The organism is Verrucosispora sp. SN26_14.1, from assembly GCF_004307965.1.
GTDB lineage: Bacteria > Actinomycetota > Actinomycetes > Mycobacteriales > Micromonosporaceae > Micromonospora.
On the sequence record NZ_SISL01000019.1, the window covers coordinates 1 to 26,010 of the forward strand.

The window sequence follows — 26,010 nt, forward strand, 5'->3', positions numbered from 1 at the left end:
ACAGGGCCTGCGCGGCGGCCAGGGCGGCCGGCACCACGGCGGCGCTGGGGTGCAGCACCGAGGGTAGGTGGGTGTCGTCGTAGTCCAGCGAGTGGGCCAGGACGCCGTTGCCGAACGCGGCCTGCGCGGCGGGTACCGCCTCGGGTAGGCCGACGACGTACGCCTGGGGGCGTCCCCCCTGTTCGGCGACGTGGTCGAGGGCGGCGTGGCTGGTGGGGAGCCGGTGCGCGGCGACGCACAGGCCGAGGATGTCCAGGACCCGCTGGCGCACGCTGGTGACGACCGGTGCGGGCAGGGGCGTGGTGCGGGCGTGGGCGGCGAACGCGGCGAGTTGCCGGGCGAGGGTCTGGTCAGGCATCGACGACCACCGCCAGCGGGCGTACGGGCGAGCCGGTGGCGCCGAAGATGGCCAGTGGCGAGAGTACGAACAGGAACTCGTGCACTCCGGCGGCGGCCAGTTCCTCCAGCGCCATGGTCTCGATGATGTAGACGCCGCGTTCGACCAGCAGCACCCGGTGCGCGGGCAGGACGCTGTGGCCGGCGCCGGGGCGCAGGCACTCGAAGGCGATGGTGTCCGCGCCGGCGGCGTGGATGCCCTGGTCGGCCAGCCAGGTGGCGCCGGCCTCGCCGACGCCGGGTACGCCGCTGTCGTGGCCGACGAAGCGGGTGCGGTCGTCGTCGCTGAACAGTCGGCCCCAGCCGCTGCGGATCAGTGCCACGTCGCCGGGGCGCAGCGGGGTGCCCTGCTGCTCGGCGGTGCGGGTCAGGTCCTGCGGGGTGATCTCGTAGCCGGCGGCGCAGCCCTGCGGGGTGCCCAGCGCGGTCGGCACGTCGAGCAGCACTCCACGGCGCACCATCGGGGCGATGGTGTGTGCGCCCAGGTCGGCGAAGCGTCCGCCGCGTCCGGCGGCGGCGGCGTCGGAGCCGTCGAACAGCCGGCCGTCCTGGGAGACGTGCGAGAAGGCGTCGATGTGGGTGCCGACGTGGGTGCCCATGGTGATGATGTCGTTGGCGGCGGAGCCGCCGTCGACGCGGACCGCGTCGCCGTGCCGACGTGGCAGGGCGTGCCAGAACGGCGGGTGGTTGGGCGACTGGGGCATGCCGATGCTCAGGCGACGGCCCAGGTCGTACACCCGGGTGCCGGCGGCGACGGCGGCCAGCAGCGCCTGGGTTCCGCTCGCCGGGTTGGTGGTGGTGCTCATGGTGGTCACGGCAATCCTTACCTTCGTGGTGGTGGCCGTCAGGCCACGATCTCCCGGTCGCGCAGGTCGGCGACGGTGTCGGGGGTGCAGCCGAGTTCGTTGACGAGGAGATCGTCGGTGTCGGCGCCGAGGGCCCGGCCGGTGAAGCGGATCCGGCCGGGGGTCTCGGACATCCGCCACAGGACGTTGTGCATCAGGACCTGACCGAAGTCGGGGTCGGGGACGTCGACGACCATCTCGGCGGCGCGGACGTGGTCGTCGGTGACGATGTCGCGGGCGTCGTAGACGGGCGCGACGGCGGCGCCGGCCTCGTCGAAGGCCCGCATGACCTCGTCGCGGGTGCGCTCGGCGATCCAGCCGCCGACGTAGGAGTCGAGCAGGTCGGCGTGTTCGGCGCGTTGGCGTCCGGAGGCGAACCACGGTTCGTCGATGACCTCGGGGTGTCCGACGAGGCGCAGCACCCGTTCGGCGATGGACTGGGCGCTGGTGGAGATCGCCACCCAGGAGCCGTCGCGGGTGCGGTAGGTGTTGCGGGGCGAGTTGTTGGTGGAGCGGTTGCCGTGCCGGTGGCCGATGATGCCGAGCTGATCGTAGACGGTGGGTCCGGGACCGACGGCCATCATGATCGGTTCGAGCAGGCTGAGGTCGACGACCTGGCCTTTGCCGCCGTTCTGTTGGCGGGCCCAGAGCGCGACCATGGTGGCGGAGGAGGCGGCGATGCCGCAGATGCTGTCGGCCAGGCCGAACGCGGGCAGGGTGGGTGGGCCGTTCTCGTCGCCGGTGAGGTGGGCGAAGCCGCTCATCGCCTCGGCGAGGGTGCCGAAGCCGGGCCGGTGCGCGTAGGGGCCGCGTTGGCCGAAGCCGGAGATGCGGACGACGACCAGCGCCGGGTTGATCTCCAGGAGCGTGTCGGGGCCGATCCCCCACCGTTCCAGGGTGCCGGGTCGGAAGTTCTCCACCAGCACGTCGGCGGTGGCGGCGAGGCGGCGCAGCAGGTCGGCGCCCTCCGGGGTGGACAGCTTGAGCCCGAGCGTGCGCTTGTTGCGGGAGATCTCCTTCCACCACAGCGGTACGCCGTCCTTGGCGTGGCCGTGTCCGCGCATGCTGTCGCCGGCGACGGGGTGTTCGACCTTGATGACGTCGGCGCCGTAGTCGCCGAGGATCTGGCAGCACAGCGGTCCGGCCAGGATCGTCGAGGCGTCGATGACGCGCAGGCCGGTCAGCGGTCCGTCGTGCACGGGAGCCCCCATTCCTATCGTTCGCATCAAGCGAACGGTGTTTCGCTCAGCAGAATAGTTTGTTGTCAGGTGTGGGGTCAACGCACGCCCCTCACCCCCCGGCGGCGCGCAGCGCCCGTCGGCCGCGCAGCACCACCCCGGCCGGGTCCGTGGTGTCGGTGACCAGCCGGCAGACGCGTACGTCGTGGAAGGCGACGTGCCGGCGCAGCAGTTTGACGAAGCTGCGGATCCGGCCGGACCAGACGGCCATCGACAGGTGGTCGTCGACGACCACCACGGCGTCCCAGCCGGCGCGGGGCGTGCGCCGCAGGACCGGCCAGGCCACTCCCGCCGCGAGGTGTTCGGCGGTGGCGTCCTCGTCGAACTCGTAGCGTTCGCGCCCGGGCACCAACTGCCGGAACGGGTGCAGGACCTCCGACAGCGGCGGGCCGCCGTCCGGGCGGGACGGGTCGGCGGTGAGCGTGGTGTCGGGTGGTCCGGCGAGCCCGGCGCCGGGCCCGAGGCGGGCGGCCAGCCAGATCGAGTCGGCCAGTTCGGCGCGGGTGAGCCCACCGCCGGAACCGGTCACTCGGTGCCGTCCGGCGGCAGCCGACGCCACAGTGCCTCGATCAGCCGCCGCCACTCACCCCGGTCCTGTGGGGTGAAGGCGCCGGAGGTGCGCAGGTGGACGGCGTCGAGCAGTTGGTCCACCGCCGGGGGATCCCACTCGCCACGCCGGGAGAGGTACTCCTGGATGAGTTCGGTGGATCCCTCCGCGCCGTCCGGGAAGTGCGCGGCGACCATCGAGGCGAGCCCCGCCTCGCCCGCCTCGGGCAGGCGCAGGCGCAGGCAGTGCCGCAGGAACGCCGCCGGGAAGTCGCGGTCCTCGCTGCACGTCATCACCACCAGCGGGAACTCGTGGCAGGCCACCCGTCCGCCGCGTACGGTGGCGGTCCGCCCCGGGTCGGCGGTGTGCACCGTCGCCTCCGGCGTGCGACCGGCGACCCGGACCAGCTCCGGGATCTCGAACCCACCGTCCTCGAAGACACTGCGCAACTGCTGCGGCAGGTCGATGTCACTCTGGTCCAGCTCGTCGATGAGCAACACCCGGGGCAGCCCGTACGGCAGCAGCGCGGTCCCGAGCGGTCCGAGGCGGACGTAGTCGCCGACCTGGGGCGGCGGAGCGTCCGGGCCCTGTGCCGCGGCCCGGCCGGTGGCCTGGACCAACCCGACGGCGTCGTAGTCGTACAACCCGTGGCGCAGGCTCACCTGGGTGGTCACCGGCCAGCGCAGCACCCGGCCGAGCCGCAGCTCCCGGGCGATCCGATAGGCCAGGCTGGACCGACCGGTCCCCGGGCGCCCGGTCACCAGCAGGGGCCGCCGCAGGTGCAGCGCGGCGTTGACCACGTCGACCTCGTACTCGTCTGCCGGGTGCGAGACGATCGGCTCGCCCAGCCGGCGGCCCAGCTCCGGGTCCTCCTGGGGCGGTGGTGGCTCGTCCGGACCGCCGTCGAAGGCCCGCCAGCGCGGCGGTGCCGGCCACCGTCGGTCGCGTTCGGCGGCGTCGACGGCGTGTCCGAGGCCGGTGTAGATGCGCCAGCCGATCGGCGCCCTGGTCGGGTCCGTCATCCGGTCACCTCCGGGGTGCCGTGGTGCGTGTCCAGTTCCGGTGTGCGGTACGGGTCGTCCCAGAGGACGACGAGGTGCCGGCCGTGGTGCCGCTCCTGCTCGGGCGGCGGGGCCTGTAACGCCGACAGGCGGGACCGTTTGGCAAGCTCCGGCAGGCGCACCACACCGGCGCGGGCGGTCATCGACCGGATCTCGTCCCAGAAGTCCGTGTCGGTGGGCGCGGTGCGGTGCCAGACGACCACCGGCAGGCCGGCCCGGAGCGCGGTCATGATCTCCTTGACGGTCGCCTCGGCATCGGTCGTGGGCGGTGCGCTGAGCACCACCGTGGCCAGGCTCTGGTCGGAGTTCAGGTCCGCCTCCATCCGGGTCAGGTAGCCGGGGCCGTCCGGCGCGCTGCGATAGAGCCCGCTGTTCCACGGCTCGGCCTGGAGCCGGTCCCAGCGCAGCAGCCACGCCCGACGCCAGGAGGTGGTGCGCAACCGGTCCAGGCTGCGCACCACGACCGGGTAGTCCATCGCCAGCACCTTCTGGTCGAGGTACTGACTGGCGCGCTCCTTGCGCCACCAGGGCACGTCCTCGTTGAGCAGCTCGATGGGGAGCACCAGCTCCACCGCCACCTCGGCCGGGCGGTCCGCCCACTCGACCTCCATCTGGTGGACGATCTGCTCCACGGTGGACTCCAGGTCGTCGTAGCCGACCTCGGGGATGCGTCCGCGCAGCTTCGAGTTCCACTCGCCGCCGCCGTGCCACTGCCGGTAGTGCGACACCGTGTACCGCTCGCTGCCCGGCTCCAGGTCGTTCTCGATCTGGATGACCAGGTACGCGTACCGCGTCGTCGCCTCGCCCCCGGCGTTGACCAGGACCCGGCGTCGGTCCAGCTCCTCGGTGAGGCCGAGTGAGGTGGCCTCCTGCCGGTTGCGCCGACGGATCAGCGTCGCGGTCCCGGAGTCCACCTCGTTCTCGAGCAGGGCGAGGAACAGCATGCCCGGCGGCAGTCCGCGCGGCGGGGCGTTCTGCCCGGTGAGATAGACGAAGACGTCCCACGCGTTGGCGCACCACGGGGGCAGGCTGGCGAGCTTGTGCTCGCTGGCGCGCTGCAACAGCCGCGTCAGCGGAGCCAGCCGGACGGCCAGCAGAGCGGTCCGCAGCTCGGCCCAGTCGCTGTCGGCAAGGACGCCGATCGCGTCCGCCTCGTAGCGCAGCCGTTCCAGGTCGGGCAGCTCGTCGGCGGCGGGATCGAACAACCGCACCAGCTCGACCAGCGTGTCCACCTCGGGCGGCTCGCCGAGGCAGGCGTTCGCGATCTCCAGGCTCTGGCCCCGAGGATTGGCCACGTCGTCGAGCCGGTCGCCGTGGTGCAGTTCCCGGCGCAGACGCTGCACCATTTGCCGGCGACTGTCCGCATGCCCCATCAGCGGCATCGCGGCGAGCATGTCGACCAGCTCCCTCTCGATGCGGCGGCGCTGATTATCGCCCGGCAGTGGAAGATGGGTCATGGACCATCCGGTCTGTCGAACGTTTCCGACGGTTCTGTAAAGGCCAGGTTACCGGCCGAGGCAAGGGCCGAGTTGTCCTTTGTTTTCGGCGTGGAGCCGATAATGCAGGCGATAGATCACCGATGTCCGAAGTGGACCTTATCCCCGCGACTGCTCGGCTGTCTCCTTTCCGACATCGCGCGCTGGACGGGGTTCCGGGACGGCCGCCGACGGATGCGCCGTCGGGGCGGTGGCCTGCGCGATGTCGATCAGCGTACGGGTCAGTAAGGTGGCCAGTGCCAACAGGATGCACCCGCAGACGAGCATCCGCAGCGCCGGGACGTCCGGCAGTGCGCCGGCCAGCACCAGGACTGCGAGGGCGGTGCCGAGCACACTCGTGGTCGCCACGAAACCGGCGTAGAGACCGACTCGGCGTCTGGTCCAGAACCGTACGCCGTGCACCGGGTCCTCACTCCGTGGCCGTCGCGGTTGCGTCTGAATTCGCTCCAGGAATCGGGACTCCCAGAGCAAGGCGAGCATCAATACCGGAAGTACCTGCGCGGAAGTTGCGTACAGATCGGAGAACACGACGTGGGGCTCCTCGGATCGTGACACCTCGATGCCGCACACAGTGTCGCAAACACCACGTAGCGCGATGGTCCCGTGTGGTCGTGGCGGGTCGGCCGGGTCGGTGGGTCCGCGCGGCTATCGTGGCCTGTCGTGACGAGCAGCGAGCAGCGACTGGCCGCGATCCGGGGCGGAATCTCCCCGCGTCGGCACAACGCCCGGACGATCGCCGCGCTGACCGGCAACCCGGGCTGCACCCGCCGGGCGGTGCTGGACGGTGCCGGGGTGGACAAGCCACTGCTGGCCGAGCGGATCGGTTTTCCCGCCCGGTTCGGGCAGTCCCGGTTCGCCATCACCCGGGGCAACGCGTTCGAGGCGCAGGTGAAGGCCGACGACGGTGCCGAGTTGCTGCGGCTGGTCGCCGAGCGGCTGGGCGTACCGGTGCCGGCCTCGGCGCGGTGGACGGCGCTCGGCGTCGGCGACGACATGGCGGCCCGCCAGCGCCGCTCGGCCGCGCTCCTGACCACCGCGCCGGACGGCCCCGACGACTCGGCCGCGTTGTTCGACCACCCGATGCTCGCCCTGGACGTCGCCGGGCAGCGGGTGCACCTGGAGCCGGACCTGGTGGCCGCCCGGCTCGGCGGCCGGTTCCACGTGGTCGAGGTCAAGTCCTTCCCGGTGATCGACGGTCAGGCCGACCCGGCAAAGCTGGCCGCCGCCGCGATCCAGTCGGCGGTGTACGTGTTGGCCCTGCGGGACCTGCTCGTCGCCGCCGGCCGACCGCCGGAGTCGGTGTCGCACGAGGTGGTGCTGGTCTGTCCGCGCGACTTCACCAACCAGCCGGTGGCGCACCTGCTCGACGTGCGCAAACAACTGCTGGTGGTACGCCGGCAACTGGGCCGGATGGACCGGCTGGACACGCTGCTCGACGACGTGCCGGTCGACTTCACCGCCGACCCGGGTGCCGACCCGTCGGCGCTGCTCGCCTCGCTGGGCACGGTGCCGGCCCGCTACGCCCCCGACTGCCTGGCGACCTGCGAGCTGGCGTACTTCTGCCGGCACGAGGCGGGCGGGAACACCGGTGCGCTGGGCCGCCCGGTGCGGGAGGCGCTCGGCGGCATCGAGGACGTCGACCGGGTGCTGGCGCTCGCCGGTGGTGAACCCGCCGCCGATCCGGAGCAGGAGCAGGCCGCCGCGCTGCTGCGGACCGCCGCCCGCCTGCGCGCCGACGCCCTGGCCGGGTCGGCGTGAGGCGTCCGGCGGGCGGCCCGACCACGCCCGGCAGAGCACCGGCATGAGTACGCTGCGCGCGCTCGCGGCGGCGCAGGCGGTGGCCGCCGGGATAGCCCAGCCGGTGGCGACCGTCCGGCACGTACACCTGTCGGCCCGGCCGTTGGTGCTGGTGCCGCTGGCCATGGCGGGTGAGGCGAACGCCCCGCTGGCGGCGATGGTCGGCACCGCGCCGGGCCGGGGCCACCTGCTCGTCGTGCCGCAGCCGCGTAACCGGGACCAGCGGTCCGGGTTCGCCGCCGCGCTCGCCGACATCCTGCTGCCCTACATCGACACGCATCGGCTCGGCTCCGAGACGGTGGCGGTCGACCGGGGCAAGGACGTCCGTCAGCGGTACCTCGACGCCCCGCAACTGGTGGTGCCGAACCCGGCGGGCGTCACGTTCCTGCGGCTGCTGGGCCGTGCCACCCGGTTCCGTCGCATCGACGGCGACTACCCGGTGCCCCCGTCGGTGCCGCTGCTCGGCCGCTGGCTGACCTTCCTGGCCGAACGCGCGGAACATCCGGGCTCGTCGACGCTGCTGGCATTGACCCAGGCCCTGAGCATGCACTGGGCGACCGGGCAGAGCGCGGTGGAGGACCTGCACCTGCCGGCGCTGCTCGGCTGGATCGCCCCGCCGTCCGGGCTGACCGGTGCCGAGGCGGCGGCGCGGGCCGAGGACCCGACCGTGTGCCCGCCCGCCGGACCGGCCACCGATCCCGACTTCGACAACCGGCGGCTCGCCCCGGCGATCGAGGCGTACGCCGGGGCCGACGCGGACGAGGCGGCTCGCGCCGAGGCGTACGCGGAGCTGGAGAGGCTGCTGCGTGACCAGCTGGCGCCCACCTGGGACCTGATGTGGCGCGGCCTGGGGTTGCTGCGCGCGCTGCCGCCCGGCGCCCGGGTGGCGGGCCGGTGGACCGGCGACCGGGACGCCTTCACCGCGCACGCCACGCACGTCGACGAGGGTGGCGTGCCGCAGCCCAGCCGCGACGGCGCGGTGGCGGCCGCCACCCGGCTGCACCGTCTGGAGCGGGCCGCCGCGAGCTACGCCGTGCAGCGCGCCTACGACGACCCGCTGGTGATGGCGGAGTACCGGCTGACCGGTGAGGCGTTCGTCGGTGAGGTGGTGCTGGCCGACCCGGCACGGGTGGACGACACCGGACGCCGACCGGTGCTGCGTCCGCGCATCCAACTGGTGACCACCGAACCGGTGCTGGTGCCGGTCGGCGCGATCTTGTTCAACCCGGCCCGACCGGCGCAGAAGGCCCGGGTGGTCTTCGTGACCCCGACCGCCGACGGCAAGACCGAGGTGGTGCTGGAGCTCTCCGGCGGGATGGGGCGCGGGCTGACCGCGAGCCCCGGCAGCGTGCCCGAGGTGGGGCAGCGGCTCTGCTACACCACGCTCAGCGAGGCGTTCGTGCCCAGCGGGACGTTCCCGACCGTGGCGGAGACCCCGTGGACCCACGGCGGTCCGCCCACGTCCGACCCACCCGCCGAGATGTAAGGAAGGGACCCTTCCTATACACCAGGCGTTAGAAAGGGTCCCTTCCTTACATGCCGCCCCCGGTGTACGTGAAGATGTTCGTGGATGGACGGATGGGCCGTCGGGTTGCCGACTGGCGTCCGGGCGGCTCTGGCGGGGCCCTCGCTCGCGTGGCTAGGCTTTCGGGGTTTGCCGGGACCGGTCCTCGCCGTCGAGGGTGCACGTGCACGTACGAGAGAGGGCCGGAGCGAGCGCTGTGTCGCGAGAGGACGTCGGGCGGGCTGCCGCGCGGTGGCCCGGGCGGGACCGGGTCGGCTGGGCGGGGCTGTCCGCCGCCGGTCTGGTGGTGGTCGTCGAGGCGATCTGGCTGCTGCTGAAACTGCCCGCCGGTGCGCTGGTCAGCGACCTCGGCGCGCTCGTCGTCGCGGGTCTGGCCGGGGCGGCCTGCGTGGGTGCCGCCCGCCGGCAGCCGCCGGTGCGGCGGTTCTGGCTGCTGCTGGCGGCGACCATGGCTCTGGCGATGGCCGGCCGAGCACTCTGGACGGTGCTGCGGCTGGTCGGCGAGGACCTGCCGCACACGCTGCCGGTCGGGCTGCTGTTCGTGGCCGGTCTGGTCACCGGCACCACGGCCCTGCTGTCCTCGGTGACCGCCCCGCGGACCACCGTGGGCCGGGTACGCACGCTGCTCGACGGGGTGATCGTCGGGCTGGCGCTGATCCCGGTCGGCTGGATGCTGATCTTCCGCAACGTCGCGATGGCGGATCTCGACGAGCCGCTGCGCACCGCCGGTCTGCTCTATCCCATGTTCGACCTGATGCAGTTGACCATCCTGGTCGCGGTGATCGGTCCGAGCCGACCGGTCTGGCCGGTGCTGACGGTGCTCGGCGCGAGCCTCACCGTCCGCGGGGTGGGCGACGCCGCGTACGTGTCGCTGGTGGCCGCCGGCACCTATCAGCCGGGTCGACTGGTCGACGTGCTCTGGCCGCTGAGCTACCTGTTGATCGCGGCGGCCACCCGGCTCGGGCCACCCCGCTACCGGGCCGATCCCGACGAGGCGGCCGAGTCGCCGTTGCCGCCCTGGTGGCGGGTGGCGCTGCCGTACCTGCCGGTGGGTGGGGCGATCGTGGCGGTGGTGTGGGCCAGCCAGCCCGACGGCTACATCCCGCAACCGATCTTCATCGCGCTGCTGGCACTTCTGGCGACGCTCGCACTGCGGCAGGGACTGGCCGCCAACGAGAACCTGCGACTGGTCGGCCGGCTGCGGCAGCTCGCCTACATGGACCAGCTCACCGGGCTGCCCAACCGGTTGGCGTTCACCCGCCGGCTGCGTGCGGCCCTGCTCGGCACGAACCGGGTCGCCGTGCTCTTGTTGGACCTGGACGGGTTCAAGCAGGTCAACGACAGGTTCGGGCACACCACCGGCGACACGCTGCTGACCGGGCTGTCCCGGCGGATGCGGCGCGCGGTCGGCGACGACGGGATGATCGCCCGGATCGGCGGCGACGAGTTCGCCGTACTGGTCACCGGCAGTCCGCCCGCCGAGCCGGAACGCCTGGCGGAACGGCTGCTGGCCGCGCTGCAACCCTCGCCCGGCGAGGAGCTGGTCGGGGTGCACCCGTCGGCCAGCATCGGCATCGCCGAGTACGGGCCGCAGCACATCTCCTACACCGACCTGCTGCGCGACGCCGACATCGCGATGTACGCGGCCAAGGCAGCGGGCAAGTCGGCGTACCGGCGGAGCACTCCGGCGTTGCGGGAGTCGGCGGTGAGCCGGGCCGAACTGATCGCCGACCTGCGGCGGGCCGTCGACGAGGAGCAACTGCACCTGGAGTTCCAGCCGATCGTCGACCTGGCCACCGGGGCGGTCCGCAGCGCCGAGGCGCTGGTGCGTTGGCGGCACCCGAGACTGGGCATGCTCAGTCCGGCCCGGTTCCTGCCGTTGGCCGAGGAGACCGGGCTGATCCTGCCGATCGACAGGTGGGTCATCAAGGAGGCGTGCCGGGCGGCGGCCACCTGGCAGGGGCGGGTGCCCAGCGCGACGGTGGCGGTGAACATCGCCGCCGCGCACCTGCGCCGCCCGGATCTGATCGCCACCGTCACCGAGGCCACCGCCGGGGCGGGCCTGGCGCCCCGGGCGCTGACCCTGGAGCTGACCGAGTCGGCGCTGATCGAGGGCAGCGACGCGGTGCTCGACCGGCTGGGGCAACTGCGCGAACTCGGCATCCGGATCGCCATCGACGACTTCGGCACCGGGTACTCCTCGCTGAGCTACCTGCACCGCATCCCGGCCACCGAGTTGAAGATCGACCGCTCGTTCGTGTCCCGGATCTCCGACGACGCGCGGGCGTACGCGACCGTGGAGATGGTCACCCGGCTGGCCCACGCCTTCGACCTCGGCGTGGTGGCCGAGGGGGTGGAGACCGAGCGGCAGCACGACGCGGTGGCCGCCATCGGTTGTGTCCAGGGGCAGGGTTACCGCTACGGCCGCCCGGCGGCGCTGGCCGAGTTGCGGACCGTCCTGGCCGGTCCGGTCCGCCCCGTCTGAGCGGTGTCGCAGAATCGGACTTGACCCTCACGTAACGGCAGGCGGGAGCGTGGTTCCCAGGAAGGGAGGGAACCATGGCGTACCGCGTGGGCGAGGTGGCCCGGCTGGCCGGGGTGACGGTCCGGACGTTGCACCACTACGACGAGATCGGGCTGTTGTCGCCCAGCGGGCGCAGCGGCGCGGGCTACCGGAGCTACTCCGAGGCCGATCTGGAGCGGTTGCAGGTGATCCGCTACTACCGCGAGCTGGGGTTCCCGTTGGAAGAGATCGCCGCGATCCTCGACGACCCGGCGAGCGACCCGGAGGCGCACCTGCGGCGTCAGCACGAGCTGCTGACCGTACGGATCAAGCGCCTGCAGGAGATGGTCGCGGCGATCGAGTTCGCGATGGAGGCGAGTAAGTTGGACATCCGATTGACCCCGCAGGAACGGTTCGAGGTGTTCGGGGACTTCGATCCGGAGGCGCACGCCGAGGAGGCGGAGCAGCGCTGGGGTGGCACTGAGGCGTACCGGGAGTCGAACCGGCGCGTGTCGCGCTACACGAAGGAAGACTGGGCGCGGATCAAGGCCGAGAGCGAGGACTGGGGGCGGCGGACCGTCGCGCTGATGGAGTCCGGTGCCCCGGCGGACGGACCGGACGCGCGGGAGTTGGCCGAGGAGCACCGCCGCCAGATCAGCCAGTCGTTCTACGAGTGCTCGTACGAGATGCACACCTGCTTGGCCGACATGTACCTGGCCGACGAGCGGTTCACCGCCCACTACGAGGCGATCGCCCCGGGGCTGACCGCGTACCTGGCCGAGGCCATCCACGCGAACGCGATCAATCGGGCCTGACCCGGGGTGGCGATCGGCGGGCGGAAACCGTCGGAGCGGGGGAGTATGACTGACATCGTCGACTCCACGATCTTCCGGAGGCCCCCTTGCTGATCGTCGCCGGCACGCTCTACGTCGATCCGGCCGAGCGGGACGACTACCTTGCCACCTGCGCCGAGATCGTGCGGGCGGCCCGCTCGGCGCCCGGCTGCGTCGACTTCTCGATCAGCCCGGACGTGGTCGAGCCGGGGCGGATCAACGTCTACGAGCGGTGGGAGTCCGACGAGCAGTTGCTGGACTTCCGCGGTGCCGGTCCGGAGCCGGAGCAGCAGGTCGCCATCGTCGGTGCCGAGGTGCACAAGTTCCGGATCAACTCCGTCGAGTCGCCCTGAGCGTGGGGGTGGTCGGGCGGCGGGCGGCGGCACGGAAGGCCCCGGATCGGTCGCGCTCAGGGCTGCCTGGAGAAAGCCGGTCAGGTCGGTGTCGGCCAGCAGGTCGGTACCGAGCAGGGCGGTCGGCGTACGCGGGCCGGGGAACGTGGCCCAGGTGCCGACGGTCCACAGACCGGACGCGGCCAGCCGGTCCCGCAGCCGGGGCAGGCCGCCAGGGCGGGTGTGGTCGTACTCCTCCGGCGCGGTCCAGTCGGAGTCGGTGCGTTCCGGCGGCGGCCACGGCAGCCGGTGCAGCCCGAGGAGGTTCTCCGCTCCGAGCAGCAGTCGACCGGTGGGGCGCAGCATCGACACCAGCAGGTCGAACAGGTCCGTCCAGCTCAGATCCGACCCTTCGACCGAGGTGAGCCGACCCAGGCCGTCCAGGGCGACCAGGGTGTCGTACTGCGGCGAGGCGGGCAGCTTCTCGGGGCTGCCGCAGTACACCTGGACTTCCGGCCGATCGGCGTACCGGGTGGTCAGTGTCTCGGCGTCCGGCAGCCCGCGTACCAGGATCGTCAGGTCGGGCGACGGCACCGCGTCGAGCAGGTCGGGGTGGTGCGGGCCGACCACCAGGGTGCGTCCGCCGACGGCGGTCAGCAGCCCGGTCAACGTCGGACCGCCCACCGGGCCGGGGCCACGCGATCCGTCGAGGTCCGACCAGGCGAGCATCTCGCCGCCGAGCAGGCGCGGGCTTCCGGAGGTCATACCGGAGCCGGTACGACGGCAGGGTGCGGCCAGCGGAACAGGTGGCGCATCTCGGCGGGGGTGAGCAGGCGGTCGGCACCCAGCTCGGCGTCGGCCAGTTCGCGGGCGACGGTCACCTCGACCCGGGAGCCGTGCAGGTCGGCCCACTGGCGACGGATGCGTGGCTGGCCGCCCCAGACGGGAGTCTCCCCGGCCAGTTCCATCGGGTCGCCGTACACGGCGGGCTCGCAGCCGGCCAGGACGCCGTAGAGGATCGCGCTGCACAGCCGGTTGGAGGCGACCCGCCGGTGCCGGCGCAGTTCGGTGAGCTGCCGGCCGAGGAACTCCGGGTCGAGGTCGGTCCACCGGCCACCCCGGTAGCCGTGGCAGACGACCCGGAACCCGGCCCGCTCGTAGTACGTGCGGACCCGCTTCGACCGGTGCTCCTGCCAGTAGAGGCAGACCGTCACCGGGCCCGGCTCCACGGCCCGGATCTCGTCGACCAGCCGGCCGTGGTCGCCGAGGATCCGCTGTCCCTCCCAGCCGTGGAAGGGGTACCAGATGGTGCCCTCCCGCCGGGACGGCTCCTCGGGCGTCAGGGCGGCCAGGTACGCGAAGGGCGCGCCGACCACGTACGTCCGCCGGTGCCCGAGGGACCAGGCGCGTCGACGCGTCCGCTCGGACCAGAGGAACAACGGCACCCCGGGTACGAACTCGTGGTCGGGAGCCATCCCGTCGCCGATGTTCCAGCCGTGTTGCAGGTAACCGGGTACGCGGGGCGGCTCCCGGTCGTCGAGTCCGCAGTAGCGGGACAGCACGTGGGAGTGCCCGTAGTAGTGGTTCGCGTGGTGCACGGCGGTGGGTGTCCCTGGTGGTGGCGGGGGCGTTCAGGCGGACGGTAACCAGCCCGCCTGAACGCCCGGCCACGACGAGGTGTCGCCCGGTGTTCCGTGCGCGATACGGATGGAGCCCCCGGCCGGGATCGAACCGGCGACATCCCGCTTACAAGGCGGGTGCTCTGGCCAGCTGAGCTACAGGGGCGTTGTTTCCCGGTCAGCATAGCGACCGACGTCTGCTTTTCCCGCTCGGCAGGGGTCCCGAGCACGGGAAACGTCAACATCCCGACCCGCAGGCGTCGATTCGTGTCCGACCGTGCCCGAGTGACCGGAATGCGAATGCTCTCAGTCCCATGCATCGTCCCGAACCTTGGCATTGCGGCGAAAGCCGTTTACCGTGCAGTGACACGGACGACACCGGGGTTCGCCTCACGTCGTCCGTCGCGCCGGTACGGGTCTCCTGTGCCGGTCGCTCCTTCACTCGGATCGTCCGGCACGTTCCTGCCGGTGAAAGGAAGCGCACCCCCTCATGGCTACGGTCACGTACGCGAAGGCGTCCCGGATCTACCCGGGCACCGAACGCCCCGCGGTCAACCAGCTCGACCTCCAGATCGGCGACGGGGAGTTCCTCGTCCTGGTCGGCCCCTCCGGTTGTGGTAAGTCCACCAGCCTGCGCATGCTCGCCGGCCTGGAGGACGTCGACGACGGCGCGATCTACATCGACGACCGGGACGTCACGCACCTCCCCCCGAAGGCCCGCGACATCGCGATGGTCTTCCAGAACTACGCCCTGTACCCGCACATGACGGTGTACGAGAACATGGCGTTCGCGCTCAAGCTGCGCAAGACCTCCAAGGCCGAGATCGACCGTCGGGTCAAGGAGGCGGCGGCGCTGCTCCAGCTGGAGGAGTACCTCAGCCGTAAGCCCAAGGCGCTCTCCGGTGGTCAGCGCCAGCGGGTCGCGATGGGCCGGGCCATCGTCCGGGAGCCCCAGGTCTTCCTCATGGACGAGCCGCTGTCGAACCTCGACGCCAAGCTCCGGGTGCAGACCCGTACCCAGATCGCCTCGCTGCAGGCCAAGCTCGGCGTCACCACCGTCTACGTGACGCACGACCAGGTCGAGGCCATGACCATGGGTCACCGGGTGGCGGTCATGCTCGACGGTGTGCTCCAGCAGGTGGACACCCCGCGTGCGCTCTACGACACCCCGGCCAACGTCTTCGTCGCCGGCTTCATGGGCTCGCCCGCGATGAACATCAAGACTGTGCCGCTCACCGAGCAGGGCGCGGCGTTCGCCGAGCTGTTCGTCCCGCTGACCCGCGAGCAGGCCGAGGCGGCCCGCGCCGAGGGTGGCGACGGCAAGGTCACCGTGGGCTTCCGCCCGGAGGACTGCGACATCGTCAGCCCGACCGAGGGCGGCATGCCGGTCGTCGTCGAGCTGGTCGAGGACCTCGGTTCGGACGCCAACGTCTACGGGCACGCCGCCCTGGACGGCTCCTCCGAGCGCTTCGTGGTGCGGACCGACCGGCAGCACAGCCCGAACATGGGCGACACGATCTTCGTGAAGCCGCGTACCGGCCGCAGCCACGTCTTCCACGCCACCAACGGCAAGCGGATCTGACGTAGCAACCGCGAAGGGGCGGCCCGCCGATCGGCGGGCCGCCCCTTCCGCGTACTCCTCGTGGCTCGTGACGGGGTCAGAGCTCGACGGCGCGGCGACGCGCCACCTCGGCGAGCGTCACCGCGGCGGCGACGCTCGCGTTGAGCGACTCCACCTCGGAGATCATCGGGATGCTCACCGTCAGGTCACAGGTCTGCCCGACCAACCGGGACAGCCCGCGCCCCTCCGAGCCGACCACCACGACCAGCGGGCCGACGGCGGCCTCCAGGTCGTAGAGGTCCGTCTCACCGTCGGCGTCCAGGCCGACGACCAGGAAACCGGCGTCCTGGCACGCCTTCAGCGAACGGGTCAGGTTGGTGACCTGCGCCACCGGCACCCGGGCCGCCGCGCCGGCACTGGTCCGCCAGGCGGTCGCGGTGATCCCGGCAGCCCGCCGCTCGGGTACGAACACACCCTGCGCGCCGAACGCGGCGGCCGAGCGGATCACCGCGCCGAGGTTGCGCGGGTCGGTGACGCCGTCCAGCGCCACCAGCAGCGGCGCCGCCTGCTCCACCGCCGCCGCGACCAGGTCCTCGAACGGCTGGTACGCGAACGGCGGCACCTGGAGGCCGACGCCCTGGTGCAGCACGCCCCCGGTCATCCGGTCCAGCTCGGCGCGGCTGACCTCAAGGATCGCGATGCCCCGGTCGGCCGCCGTCCGGACGATCTCCTTCATCCGGTCGTCGACGTCGATGCCCTGCGCGGTGTAGAGCGCGGTGGCCGGCACCTGGGCGCGCAGCGCCTCCAGCACCGGGTTGCGCCCGACCAGCAGCTCCGGCGTGTCCTTCGCCGGGTTCGACTTGCGGCCCGGCGCGACCCGGGGGCCGCCACGCCCGGCGGGCTGCTTACCCCGGGCCGGTTTGGCCGCAGGGGTGCCCCGACCGCCGCCACGACCCCAGGTGGTGTCCTTGCTGCCGGGCTGGCCGATCTTGGGGGCGCGCCCCTCCTCGGCCGCCGCCCGACGCTCCTTCTCCTGCTTCCAGGCGGTGCGCTGGGGCAGCTTCTCGGTGCCCGAGTAACCCTTGTGCCAGGGACGTTCGTCGGCCGGCAGGGTCCGGCCACGCCCGGCGAGGGAGTCCCGGTTCTTGCCGCCGGAGCCCTTCGGGGCCCCCGCCTTCGACGTCATCCGCCGGCCACGGCGTTGCGAATTGCCGGCCATCAGTCATGTTCTCCAATTGTCCAACGCGGGCCCTGCGGGGTGTCCTCGACCACCACACCGGCTCGCTTGAGTTGATCCCGCAGCGCGTCGGCGGCGGCCCAGTCCTTGCGGACCCGGGCCTGTGCGCGCTGTTCGAGTGCCAGGGCGACCAGGGAGTCCACCACACCACGGAGGTCGCTCGCCCGGGCGCCGCCCGCCCACGCCGGGTCGAGCGGGTCGACGCCGAGGATATCCAGCATGGCCCGGACGTCGGCGAGCGTCGTGCGGACGGTCACATCGTCCGCGCACGCCAACGCGGAGTTGCCGTCGCGCAGCACGTCGTGCAGCACGGCCAGCGCGGCCGAGGTGTTGAGGTCGTCGTCCATCGCCGCCGCGAACGCCGCCGGCACCTCGCCGACCTGGCCGACCCCGACCCGTTCGACGGCCCGCTGGACGAAGCCCTCGATCCGCCGGTACGCGACCGCAGCCTCCCGCAACGCGTCCTCGGAGTAGTCGATCCGGGAGCGGTAGTGCGCGGCCACGTAGTAGTAGCGCAGCTCGACCGGGCGTACCCCGAGCGAGGCGACGTAGGCGAGGTCGAGGGTGTTGCCCAGCGACTTGCCCATCTTGGTCCCGCCGATGCCGAGCAGGCCGTGGTGCACCCAGTACCGGGCGAACGGCAGGTCGGCGGCCTGCGACTGGGCCAGCTCGTTCTCGTGGTGCGGGAAGATCAGGTCCAGCCCGCCGCCGTGGATGTCGAACTCGGCGCCGAGGTAGCGCCAGCACATCGCCGAGCACTCGATGTGCCAGCCGGGACGTCCCCGTCCCCACGGCGACGACCAGTAGGCGTCGGTCGGCTCGTCCGGTTTCGCACCCTTCCAGAGCGCGAAGTCACGCGGGTCCCGCTTGCCGCGTTCCGGGCCCTCGCAGACGGAGAGCATGTCGTCCGGCGACTGGTTGGACAACGCGCCGTACGCCGACCAGGACCGCACGTCGAAGTAGACGTCCCCGGAGTCGTCGGTGGCCGGGTACGCGTGCCCCCGGTCGATCAACTCCGCGATGAGCTGGTGCATCTCCGGGATGTGCCCGGTGGCGCGCGGTTCGTAGGTCGGCGGCAGCACGTTCAACGCCCGGTACGCCTCGCCGAGCTTCAACTCGTTGGCGTACGCGATCGACCAGAACGGCTGCGCCTGCTCCTGCGCCTTGACCAGGATCTTGTCGTCGATGTCGGTCAGGTTGCGGACGAAGGTGACCTCGAAACCGGCGGCCAGCAGCCAACGCCGTAACACGTCGTAGTTGACGCCGGAACGGAGATGGCCGATGTGCGGCGGTGCCTGGAGGGTGAGACCACACAGGTAGACCCCCACCTTGCCGGCTTCCCGCGGGACGAAGTCCCGCACCGATCGGGTGGCGGTGTCATACAGGCGTAGCGTCACCGTACAAGGGTAGCCGTCCGTCGTTTTCCGGGTCCGCCGGAGCCGGGTCGTACGCTGCTGCTCGTGGACTCCGCAGCGACACCCGACATCGATCCGCCGTCACCCGCCGTACCCGGTGGCGAGACGTCGCAGACGCTGGACCGGGGTCTGCGGCTGCTGCACCTGGTCGCGGAGGCGTCGGGCGGGCTGACGGTCACCGAGGCGGCGACCCGGCTGGGCATCGGTCGGGCGGCCGTCTACCGTCTGGTCGGCCCGCTGGCCGGGCACGGGATGCTGCGCCGGGACGCCGCAGGTCGACTCCGCCTCGGTGCCGGCGTGCTGCACCTGGCCCGGCGGGCCCAACCGCTGCTCGCCGAGGGGGCGCTGCCCGCGCTGCGTCGCCTGGCCGAGCAGGCCGGGGCCACCGCCCACCTGACCGTGGTGGAGGGCGGCGAGGGGGTGGCGCTGGCGGTGGTCGAGCCGAGTTGGACGTCGTTCCACGTCGCGTACCGGACCGGGGCCCGGCACCCGCTGGAGCGGGGTGCCGCCGGGCAGGCCATCCTCGCCGGGCGGACCGGCGCCGTCGGCCCGGTGAGCACCGCCGGTGAGCTGCAACCCGGCGCGTACGGGGTGGCCGCGCCGGTGCTCGGGGTGCCCGGTCTGGAGGCGAGCGTGGGGGTCGTCGCGCTGGCTCCACTGGATGCCGAGGCGGTCGGTGCGCAGGTGCTCGCCGCCGCCACCGCGATCGCCACCGCGCTGAGCTGACCGCATACCACATCACGCGCACTCGGTGAGCGTTGTCCACAGGCGGTGGTCCCGGTCGTCGTCGCGGTTGTCCACAGGGGTCGCCCGGTCGGTGAGCCGGACCGCAGGCTGCTGTCATGCCAGTTCGCACACAGCCACCGGACGCCCTGGCGTGGCAGGTCTTCCGCGGGTCGGACGTCGTCCGCCGAGGTCTGCTCACCGCCCACCAACTCCGCAACTCCGCCTGGGTCCGACTGCGGCACGACGTCTACGCCGACGCGCGGCTCGACCGCGACCACACCCTGGCCTGCCGCGCAGCGGCCCTGCAACTGCCCGCCGGGGCGGCCGTCGCCGGGCCCTCCGCGGCCTACCTGCACGGCATCGGGCACGCCGCCGACTTCGACCAGGCCGTCCACGTCCTGGTGCCACCCCGGGCCGGGCTGCGCAGTCAGCGTGGGCTCCAGGTGCACACCGAGCCCCCGCAGTCGCTGGCCGGGTTGACGATCAAGGGCGTCCCCCCGCACACCGACACCGCCCGCGCCGCCTGGGAGAGCGCGGTGTGGTTGGAGCCGAGCCGCTCGGTCGGCATCGTGGACGCGCTGCTGGGCCGGGGGCTGACCACCCGGGCGGCGTTGGACGAGGTGGCGGCCGTGAACGACGACCGTCCCGGCGGACGCCGGGCGCGCTGGGTGTTCGATCTGGCCGACCCGGCCGCGCAGTCCCCCGACGAGTCGCGGCTGCGGGTCGGGCTGGTGTTGGCCGGTCTGCCCCGCCCGGTCGCCCACCATCCGGTGCCCCTGCCCGGCGGCGTGGTGCTGCGGCCCGGCCTGGCCTGGCCGGAGCAGCGCGTGGCGGTGGAGTTCGACGGTCAGCGGCTCTATCCACTGGTCGGTGCGGGCTGGCTGGTGCGACATGTGACCGGCCGGCGCCTGCACCAGGACCTCCCCGGGGTCGCTCGCGAGATCGGCAGCGCGCTTCTCGACGGTGACCGCCGGTGACGGAGCAGAACGGGGGACGGCCCGGCCGGGGGCAACCCGGCCGGGCCGTGTGTTCGCCCGTCGAGGGCGGGTGTCCTACCCGGTCACCGGCGCAGCGGGGCGGTCACCGCCGCGTACGCGTCGATGATGCCGTGGCCGTAGAAGCCGTTGAAGTTCACCGAACCGTCGCAGTACGCGTCGAACTCGGCCGGCCGGCCCTCGTCGGTGTAGGTCTGCAACCGAGGTTCGGGGCAGGCCCGCTCGGTGGCGGTGCGGAGCAGGTGCTTCTCGACCAGCTTCGGAGCCAGGCCGAAGCCGCCCCGGCCCTGCGGCTTGCCGTGCCTGCTCACGATGAGCGCGGCCACGCCGGAGGCGTGCGGAGCGGCCATCGAGGTGCCCTGGAGGTACGTGTAGTAGCCGCACTGCCCGTTGGCCTTGCACTCCTTGAACACGAAGGTCTCGGCGCCCGGCACCACGTTGCCGGCCTCGTCGACCGTCCCCTCCTCCTGGAGCACCTTCTTCGGGTAGGTGGAGAGGATCATGTTGGCGTCGGTGCGGAACGTGTCGGTGCCGAACCCGTCGCGGAACCATCCACCCGGTGCGGCCACCGCCGTCTGCTCGGTGCCGTAGTTGGAGTAGTCGGCCTTCTTGCCGGACGGGCCGACCGAGGACACGCTGATCACGTGCGGCCCCTCGGCGGGCAGGTCCCAGCAGCTGTCGTTGTCGATCTCCCGGGGGTACGGCGCGACGTCACCGTAGTTCGGGCTGGACACGTCGGTCCGGGGGTCGCCCAGGTCCTCGTGGTTGTTGCCGAGCGCGCCGACCAGGGTCACGCCCCGGTTGTGGGCATAGGTCAGGGCCCGCTTCATGGCGCGGATGGTGGCCCGCTGCGCCGCCTGCGCCTCCGGGGAGTCGGCCGGGTTGGCGGTGCAGTTATAGAGCCACGGGTCGACGTAGAACGACATGTTCACCACGTCCAGGCCCGACCGGCCGGCGTGCAGCAGCGCGTTGACCACCGGGTTCAGGAAGAAGTACCCGGAGTCCTGGCCACCCTTGAGGTTGACCAGGGAGACCTTCGGGGCGACGCCGGAGAGGCCGAAGCCGTTGGCGGCGGCACCGATGGTGCCGGCGACGTGCGTACCGTGCCCGCCGTCGTCGGTGCCGGCCGGGTCGAGGCAGCTCGCCACCTCGCACTCCCCGTCGATCTCGGGGATGTCCGGGGCGAAGTTGCGCGACAGGGCCCAGTTGAAGTTCGGCGCGATGTCCGGGTGGGCGGCGTCGACGCCGGTGTCCAACACACCGACGGTCACCCGACGGTCGCCCGGCTCGATCTTGCGCGCCTTGTCGGCCCGGATCATCTCCAGGCCCCAGAGCTTGTCGTCGAGTGGGTCCAGCTTCTTGCCCCGCTGCTTACCGGTCCCCTTCGCGGCGGCCACGGCCAGCAGGTGTTCCTGCTCGACCCGGTCCAGCTTGGGCTTGCGGCCGATCGCCTTCTGCTCGGCGGCGCCGATCAGAGCAGCGGCGGCCGTCGCCTTCGTCGCGAAGTCGGCCCGGTCACTGGTCACCTGGAACACGCCGACCTCGTCGGTGCGGGACACCACGGTCCCGCCGGCCGACCGGATCGCGGCGAGGGCCGCGTCGGCGGAGAACCCGTCCTCCGCGACCACGGTGAACGTTCGGACGGTCGTCGGCTCGGCGCTGGCCGGCACGCCCAAACCCGTCACCGTGAGTGCCAGTGCCGCCGCGGTCGCGACGACACCGACGGTGAAGCGCTTGCTCACCACATCGAATCCTCTCTTTGAGGGACGTGGCGTCATCAGACATCAACGCATGACGTTTCGCCAGACCGGCGTCGCTTACGCGGAGGAAGATCCGCTTCGCCGGAAAGGTCGACCAGGACGGCAGGCAACTCCGCGAGCGAGGACACTGTCGCGTCCGGCAGCACACCGGCCGGGAGTGAGTCGCCCCGTCGGTTCAGCCAGATCGCCCGCAGACCGGCCCGCTGCGCCCCGACCACGTCGAACGCCGGGTTGTCCCCGACGTGCACCACCTGCGACGGCGGCACCCCGGCAGTTGCGCACACCGCTTCGTAGAACTCGGGCGCCGGCTTCTTGGGCAGGCCGTCCTCGTGTGCGTACACCTCGAAGGAGAACTCACCGGCCAGGCCGCAGCGTTCCGCGCGGCTGTTGCCGTTCGTCGCGAAGCCGAGCGCCCACCGCGCCCGCAGTGCGGTGAGCGCGGGCAGCACGTCGGGGAAGGGCCGGGTGAGCGCGAAGCGGCGGGCGAAGAAGACCCCGGCCAACTCGTCCAGGTGGCCGCCGAGGTCCGCACGGGCCAACGAACGGGCCAGCGCCGCCCGACGGATCTCCGTCACCGGCGCCGAGGCCAGATCACCGAAGACGGCGTCCCAGTCCGACTCCAGGTCGGCGAGCGACACCTCGGCCGCCGCCGGGTGTCATGTCAGGGCGGGCTCCGCCGCTTTCGCCTGGTCGGGCATGACGGGTGCGCGCAGTTCGTCGAGGCGGACCAGGGCCACCCCGGCCACGATCAACGCCCCGCCGAGCAGTTGCACGACCGTCGGCAGCTCACCCAGCACCAGCCAGGCGATCAGCACCGCGAACATCACCTCGGTGAGCCCGACGAAGGAGGCCATCCGGGCACCGAGGACGCGGGCCGCAGCGATCCCGGCCAGATATGCGACCACCGCCGCCACCAGCGCGAGGCCGACGATCGGCACCAGCCAGCTCGTCTCCCGCCCGGCGAACTCGACCGTGCCGAAGTCGGCCCGCAGTGGTAGCGCGCCGAGCAGGCCGAGCAGCAGCAGGGCGCCGGCACCGACGGCCATCCCGCCACTGGCCATGACCACCGACGGCAGGGCGGCGTCGACCCGGCCGGCCAGTACGAAGTAGCCGGCCAGCCCGACCGCCGCGCCCAACCCCCAGAGCACCCCGATCGGGTCGAGCCGCCCGGCTCCGGTGAGATCGAGCACGAAGAAGAGGCCGGCGAGGGCAGCCGCCGAGCCGGCCACGGTCAGCCGGCGGGGACGCTGCCCCTGGACCAGCCAGGTCCAACCGACCACGAGGATGATGCCGAGGTACTCCAGCAGCAGCGCGACCCCGACCGGCAGGTAACGGACCGCGTTGAAGAAGCACACCTGGGCGAGCGCCACCCCGAGCAGCCCGAAGACACCGATCGAGGCGATGTTGCGGCGCAGCACCGCCCACCGGCCCCGCAGCACCAGCAGAGCCGGCCCGGCCAGCACCAGAGCCGCGATGCCGACCCGGGCGACGACGACCGCCTCGGCGGACCAGCCATCATTGATCAACGAACGGGCGAAGGTGCCCGAGGTGGCGAACGTGACCGCGGAGAGCAGGGCCAGGGCGAGCCCGGCCCCCGCGACGGGGGAATGACGCATCGACTCTCCTTGGCACGGTCGCCCGCCATGGGCAAACTAGGCTTACACCGATGACGCTAAAGCGGGGCCACGACAGGAGTCAAGTTGCTTTTCGCCCATGACACCGAATGTTCGCTCACCGCCGCCGCCGCGCTGGTCAACACCGACGGGCGGGACGGCGACAAGCTGCCCGACGTCGCCGCGCTGGACGCGTTCTACGTCACCCACTCCTACAGCGGCCGGCACGAGCACAGCGAGGCCGAGCTCCGCGCGGTACGCGCCCTGCGCCCCCGGCTGCGACGATTCTGGTCCGCCGACATCGACGAGATCGTCGAGATCGTCAACGGGCTGCTCCGCGAGCATCGCGCGCTGCCGCAGCTCATCACGCACGACGACGAGCCGTACCATCTGCACGCCGTCCCCCGCGACGCCCCACTGGCCACCCGGATGGCGGTCGAGGCGGCGATGGCGATCGCCGACGTGGTCCGGGGCGGCGAGCTGCGCCGACTGCGGACCTGCGACCACCCCGACTGCGACAACGTACTGGTCGACCTCTCGAAGAACCGGTCCCGCCGGTTCTGCGAGGCGGGTTGCGGCAACCGGGCCGCCGTCAGCGCCTACCGCGCCCGCAAGGCCGCCGCCCGCACCTGAGCTGCCCGTCGCCCCGTCCTGCCCACCGCGCCAAGCTGCCCGTCGCCCCGTCCTGCTGCGCTCGGAGTCAAGGTCTAGCCCCCAAGGCCACCCGGGTCGATGTCTTGCCCAAGGCCACGCTCAGGGTCGAGGTCCTGCCCCAAGGCCACGCGGGGTCGGTGTCTCCGCCAAGGTCACGCTCGATCCAGGATCGAGTGGCATCGGCCGTCCGCGATGACCACTCGATCCTGGATCGAGCATGTTCATGGCGTCCCGGGGCACACGGAGCCGACGGGACAGCATGCCTCGCCCTCCGCCCGCTCCCCCGGCCGGGCGGTCCCACTGCCGGGGGCGATGGCATATCCGACTCAGCTCGACAGGACACCCGTGCCATGTCCTGGCCCGCCCGCGCGACCTGGCTCCGCAGCACCCGCCGCGATCAGCGGCCCGCCGCACCCCCGCAGAACCGTCCCTCGCGGGGCCTCAGGGGTGGGTCATCCGGAGCAGGTCGAGCGCCTCGTCCAACTGGGTCTCGCTGAGTTTGCCGGACTCGACGTGGCCACGAGAGACCACCACCTCCCGGATGGAGACCTGCTTCTCCAGCGCCTCCTTGGCGATCGAGGCGGCCTCGTCGTACCCGAGGTGGCGGTTGAGCGGGGTGACGATCGACGGCGAGCCCTCGGCGTACGACAGACAGACCTCGGCGTCCGCGACCAGGCCGACCACGCAGCGGTCGGCGAGCAGGCGGCTCGACGCGGCGATCAACCGGATCGACTCCAGGAGGTTGCGGCCCATCACCGGCAGCATGACGTTCAGTTCGAAGTCGCCCTGCGAGCCGGCGAAGGCCACCGTGGCGTCGTTACCGATCACCTGCGCGCAGACCTGCCGGACCGCCTCACAGACCACCGGGTTGACCTTGCCCGGCATGATCGACGAGCCCGGCTGGAGGTCGGGAATACGCAGTTCGCGCAGGCCGGCGCGCGGACCGGAGCCCATCCAGCGGATGTCGTTGGCGATCTTGTAAAGCCCCACCGCGACGGTACGCAACTGGCCCGAGGTCTCCACCAGGGCGTCGCGGGCGCCCTGCGCCTCGAAGTGGTTCCGCGCCTCGCTCAGCGGCAGCCCGGTCGAGTCACGCAGCTTGTCGATCACGCGGGCGGCGAACCCGAGCGGCGTGTTGATGCCGGTGCCCACCGCCGTACCACCCAGCGGCAGCTCGGCCAGCCGGGGCAGCACGCCCTCCACCCGCTCCAGGCCGTAGCGGATCTGGGCGGCGTACCCGCCGAACTCCTGCCCGAGGGTCACCGGCGTGGCGTCCATCAGGTGGGTACGCCCGGCCTTGACCACGGTCTCGAACTCCGACGCCTTCGCCTCCAGCGCGGCGGCCAGGTGGTCGAGTGCCGGTAGCAGGTCCCGTACGACGGCCTCGGTGGCCGCCAGGTGGATCGAGGAGGGGAAGACGTCGTTGCTGGACTGCGAGGCGTTGACGTCGTCGTTGGGATGGACGGCGTTGCCCAGTTCCCGCCCGGCCAGCGTGGCGATCACCTCGTTGGTGTTCATGTTGGACGACGTGCCGGAGCCGGTCTGGAACACGTCGACCGGGAACTGGTCGTCGTACCCGCCGTCGGCCACGTGCGCGGCGGCTGCGGCGATCGCGGCGGCCACGTTCGCGTCGATCACGCCCAGATCCCCGTTGACCTCGGCCGCCGCGCCCTTGATCTGCGCAAGTGCCCGGATCTGCGCCGGCTCGATCCCCCGGCCCGAGATCGGGAAGTTCTGCACCGCTCGCTGCGTCTGGGCCCGCCAGAGCGCCTCGGCGGGCACCTCCACCTCGCCCATCGAGTCGCGTTCGATCCGGTAGCCCGTCGTCTCTGGAGTCGTCACGCGTTCCATCCTGCC

At 72.2% G+C, this 26,010-nt stretch carries 22 protein-coding genes, 1 tRNA gene and 1 pseudogene; 9 read left to right on the plus strand and 15 right to left on the minus strand.

Translation table 11 applies throughout. From position 1 onward, the window contains the following. The 7 genes from EYA84_RS03895 to EYA84_RS03925 form a co-directional block, all read right to left on the minus strand. The coding region (locus EYA84_RS03895) for an MmgE/PrpD family protein (RefSeq protein ID WP_161594903.1) at positions 1-358 on the minus strand (358 nt) is incomplete at its 3' end. Next, complete coding sequence (locus tag EYA84_RS03900; protein ID WP_131051644.1) at positions 351-1,202, minus strand: cyclase family protein; 852 nt, start codon at positions 1,200-1,202, stop codon at positions 351-353. The genes EYA84_RS03895 and EYA84_RS03900, both read right to left, overlap by 8 nt. A 38-nt stretch (positions 1,203-1,240) precedes the next feature. Then, the gene (locus tag EYA84_RS03905) at positions 1,241-2,440 is read right to left on the minus strand and encodes a CaiB/BaiF CoA-transferase family protein (protein WP_131051645.1); all 1,200 of its coding nucleotides are present in this window, start codon (positions 2,438-2,440) and stop codon (positions 1,241-1,243) included. A gap of 91 nt (positions 2,441-2,531) precedes the next feature. Then, complete coding sequence (locus tag EYA84_RS03910; RefSeq protein WP_131051620.1) at positions 2,532-3,008, minus strand: hypothetical protein; 477 nt, start codon at positions 3,006-3,008, stop codon at positions 2,532-2,534. Continuing rightward, positions 3,005-4,048, minus strand: a complete 1,044-nt coding sequence (locus EYA84_RS03915; RefSeq protein ID WP_131051621.1) for an ATP-binding protein — start codon at positions 4,046-4,048, stop codon at positions 3,005-3,007. Before EYA84_RS03915 ends, EYA84_RS03910 begins: the two co-directional genes overlap by 4 nt. Further along, positions 4,045-5,544: a hypothetical protein gene (locus EYA84_RS03920; protein WP_131051622.1), complete on the minus strand. Its 1,500-nt coding sequence runs from the start codon at positions 5,542-5,544 to the stop codon at positions 4,045-4,047. Before EYA84_RS03920 ends, EYA84_RS03915 begins: the two co-directional genes overlap by 4 nt. Before the next feature lie 138 nt (positions 5,545-5,682). Further along, positions 5,683-5,931, minus strand: coding sequence for a hypothetical protein (locus EYA84_RS03925; protein ID WP_131051623.1), 249 nt, complete (start codon positions 5,929-5,931; stop codon positions 5,683-5,685). Between the two features lie 312 nt (positions 5,932-6,243). On the opposite strand from EYA84_RS03925, the gene EYA84_RS03930 reads away from it, so the two are divergent. The 5 genes from EYA84_RS03930 to EYA84_RS03950 all read left to right on the plus strand — a co-directional run bounded on the left by EYA84_RS03930 (position 6,244) and on the right by EYA84_RS03950 (position 12,594). Then, positions 6,244-7,341 (plus strand): hypothetical protein, encoded by a 1,098-nt coding sequence (locus tag EYA84_RS03930; protein ID WP_131051624.1) that lies wholly within the window; start codon positions 6,244-6,246, stop codon positions 7,339-7,341. Between the two features lie 43 nt (positions 7,342-7,384). Further along, positions 7,385-8,866 carry a hypothetical protein gene (locus EYA84_RS03935; RefSeq protein WP_131051625.1) on the plus strand — a complete coding sequence of 494 codons (1,482 nt, stop codon included), beginning with the start codon at positions 7,385-7,387 and terminating at the stop codon, positions 8,864-8,866. Positions 8,867-9,101: 235 nt separating this feature from the next. Then, positions 9,102-11,390, plus strand: coding sequence for a bifunctional diguanylate cyclase/phosphodiesterase (locus EYA84_RS03940; RefSeq protein ID WP_176092806.1), 2,289 nt, complete (start codon positions 9,102-9,104; stop codon positions 11,388-11,390). A gap of 74 nt (positions 11,391-11,464) precedes the next feature. Further along, positions 11,465-12,223 carry a MerR family transcriptional regulator gene (locus EYA84_RS03945; RefSeq protein WP_131051626.1) on the plus strand — a complete coding sequence of 253 codons (759 nt, stop codon included), beginning with the start codon at positions 11,465-11,467 and terminating at the stop codon, positions 12,221-12,223. A gap of 86 nt (positions 12,224-12,309) precedes the next feature. Continuing rightward, positions 12,310-12,594 carry a putative quinol monooxygenase gene (locus EYA84_RS03950; RefSeq protein ID WP_131051627.1) on the plus strand — a complete coding sequence of 95 codons (285 nt, stop codon included), beginning with the start codon at positions 12,310-12,312 and terminating at the stop codon, positions 12,592-12,594. Between the two features lie 740 nt (positions 12,595-13,334). On the opposite strand, the gene EYA84_RS03955 is transcribed toward EYA84_RS03950, so the two are convergent. Both EYA84_RS03955 and EYA84_RS03960 read right to left on the minus strand, forming a co-directional pair. Then, positions 13,335-14,171: a hypothetical protein gene (locus EYA84_RS03955; RefSeq protein WP_131051628.1), complete on the minus strand. Its 837-nt coding sequence runs from the start codon at positions 14,169-14,171 to the stop codon at positions 13,335-13,337. Between the two features lie 110 nt (positions 14,172-14,281). Further along, a tRNA-Thr gene (locus EYA84_RS03960) sits at positions 14,282-14,358 on the minus strand. 324 nt (positions 14,359-14,682) lie between these two features. On the opposite strand from EYA84_RS03960, the gene EYA84_RS03965 reads away from it, so the two are divergent. After that, on the plus strand, positions 14,683-15,774 hold the full coding sequence (locus EYA84_RS03965) for an ABC transporter ATP-binding protein (protein WP_131051629.1): 1,092 nt from the start codon (positions 14,683-14,685) through the stop codon (positions 15,772-15,774). 76 nt (positions 15,775-15,850) lie between these two features. Here the strand turns inward: EYA84_RS03965 and rlmB are convergent, their stop codons facing one another. Both rlmB and cysS read right to left on the minus strand, forming a co-directional pair. Then, positions 15,851-16,972, minus strand: coding sequence for a 23S rRNA (guanosine(2251)-2'-O)-methyltransferase RlmB (gene rlmB / locus EYA84_RS03970; RefSeq protein ID WP_131051630.1), 1,122 nt, complete (start codon positions 16,970-16,972; stop codon positions 15,851-15,853). Next, on the minus strand, positions 16,972-18,387 hold the full coding sequence (cysS, locus tag EYA84_RS03975) for a cysteine--tRNA ligase (protein ID WP_131051631.1): 1,416 nt from the start codon (positions 18,385-18,387) through the stop codon (positions 16,972-16,974). Before cysS ends, rlmB begins: the two co-directional genes overlap by 1 nt. A 63-nt stretch (positions 18,388-18,450) precedes the next feature. Between cysS and EYA84_RS03980 the strand changes: the two genes are divergently transcribed. Both EYA84_RS03980 and EYA84_RS03985 read left to right on the plus strand, forming a co-directional pair. Continuing rightward, positions 18,451-19,131, plus strand: coding sequence for an IclR family transcriptional regulator (locus tag EYA84_RS03980; RefSeq protein WP_236145580.1), 681 nt, complete (start codon positions 18,451-18,453; stop codon positions 19,129-19,131). A gap of 116 nt (positions 19,132-19,247) precedes the next feature. Then, entirely contained in the window at positions 19,248-20,108 is an 861-nt protein-coding gene (locus tag EYA84_RS03985; RefSeq protein ID WP_131051632.1) for a hypothetical protein, read from the plus strand. An 83-nt stretch (positions 20,109-20,191) separates the two neighbouring features. Here the strand turns inward: EYA84_RS03985 and EYA84_RS03990 are convergent, their stop codons facing one another. The 3 genes and pseudogenes from EYA84_RS03990 to EYA84_RS04000 all read right to left on the minus strand — a co-directional run bounded on the left by EYA84_RS03990 (position 20,192) and on the right by EYA84_RS04000 (position 23,502). After that, complete coding sequence (locus EYA84_RS03990) at positions 20,192-21,868, minus strand: S8 family serine peptidase (protein WP_131051633.1); 1,677 nt, start codon at positions 21,866-21,868, stop codon at positions 20,192-20,194. Positions 21,869-21,903: 35 nt separating this feature from the next. Then, positions 21,904-22,539, minus strand: a pseudogene (locus EYA84_RS03995) (HAD family hydrolase); the annotation flags it as partial. Between the two features lie 3 nt (positions 22,540-22,542). After that, positions 22,543-23,502: a DMT family transporter gene (locus tag EYA84_RS04000; RefSeq protein ID WP_131051635.1), complete on the minus strand. Its 960-nt coding sequence runs from the start codon at positions 23,500-23,502 to the stop codon at positions 22,543-22,545. Between the two features lie 84 nt (positions 23,503-23,586). Here EYA84_RS04000 and EYA84_RS04005 point away from each other — a divergent pair, with 84 nt between their 5' ends. Beyond that, positions 23,587-24,132, plus strand: a complete 546-nt coding sequence (locus EYA84_RS04005) for a CGNR zinc finger domain-containing protein (protein ID WP_131051636.1) — start codon at positions 23,587-23,589, stop codon at positions 24,130-24,132. A gap of 462 nt (positions 24,133-24,594) precedes the next feature. On the opposite strand, the gene EYA84_RS04010 is transcribed toward EYA84_RS04005, so the two are convergent. After that, positions 24,595-25,995: a class II fumarate hydratase gene (locus EYA84_RS04010; protein WP_131051637.1), complete on the minus strand. Its 1,401-nt coding sequence runs from the start codon at positions 25,993-25,995 to the stop codon at positions 24,595-24,597. Positions 25,996-26,010: the final 15 nt, after the last annotated feature.

What these genes read in the sequence shown, in the direction of transcription:
- EYA84_RS03900 (WP_131051644.1), bottom strand. Translation starts at nt 1,202, where the DNA reads ATGAGCACCACCACCAACCCGGCGAGCGGAACCCAGGCGCTGCTGGCC.
- EYA84_RS03915 (WP_131051621.1), bottom strand. Translation starts at nt 4,048, where the DNA reads ATGACGGACCCGACCAGGGCGCCGATCGGCTGGCGCATCTACACCGGC.
- EYA84_RS03920 (WP_131051622.1), bottom strand. Translation starts at nt 5,544, where the DNA reads ATGACCCATCTTCCACTGCCGGGCGATAATCAGCGCCGCCGCATCGAG.
- EYA84_RS03935 (WP_131051625.1), top strand. Translation starts at nt 7,385, where the DNA reads ATGAGTACGCTGCGCGCGCTCGCGGCGGCGCAGGCGGTGGCCGCCGGG.
- EYA84_RS03945 (WP_131051626.1), top strand. Translation starts at nt 11,465, where the DNA reads ATGGCGTACCGCGTGGGCGAGGTGGCCCGGCTGGCCGGGGTGACGGTC.
- EYA84_RS03965 (WP_131051629.1), top strand. Translation starts at nt 14,683, where the DNA reads ATGGCTACGGTCACGTACGCGAAGGCGTCCCGGATCTACCCGGGCACC.
- rlmB (WP_131051630.1), bottom strand. Translation starts at nt 16,972, where the DNA reads ATGGCCGGCAATTCGCAACGCCGTGGCCGGCGGATGACGTCGAAGGCG.
- EYA84_RS03985 (WP_131051632.1), top strand. Translation starts at nt 19,248, where the DNA reads ATGCCAGTTCGCACACAGCCACCGGACGCCCTGGCGTGGCAGGTCTTC.
- EYA84_RS04000 (WP_131051635.1), bottom strand. Translation starts at nt 23,502, where the DNA reads ATGCGTCATTCCCCCGTCGCGGGGGCCGGGCTCGCCCTGGCCCTGCTC.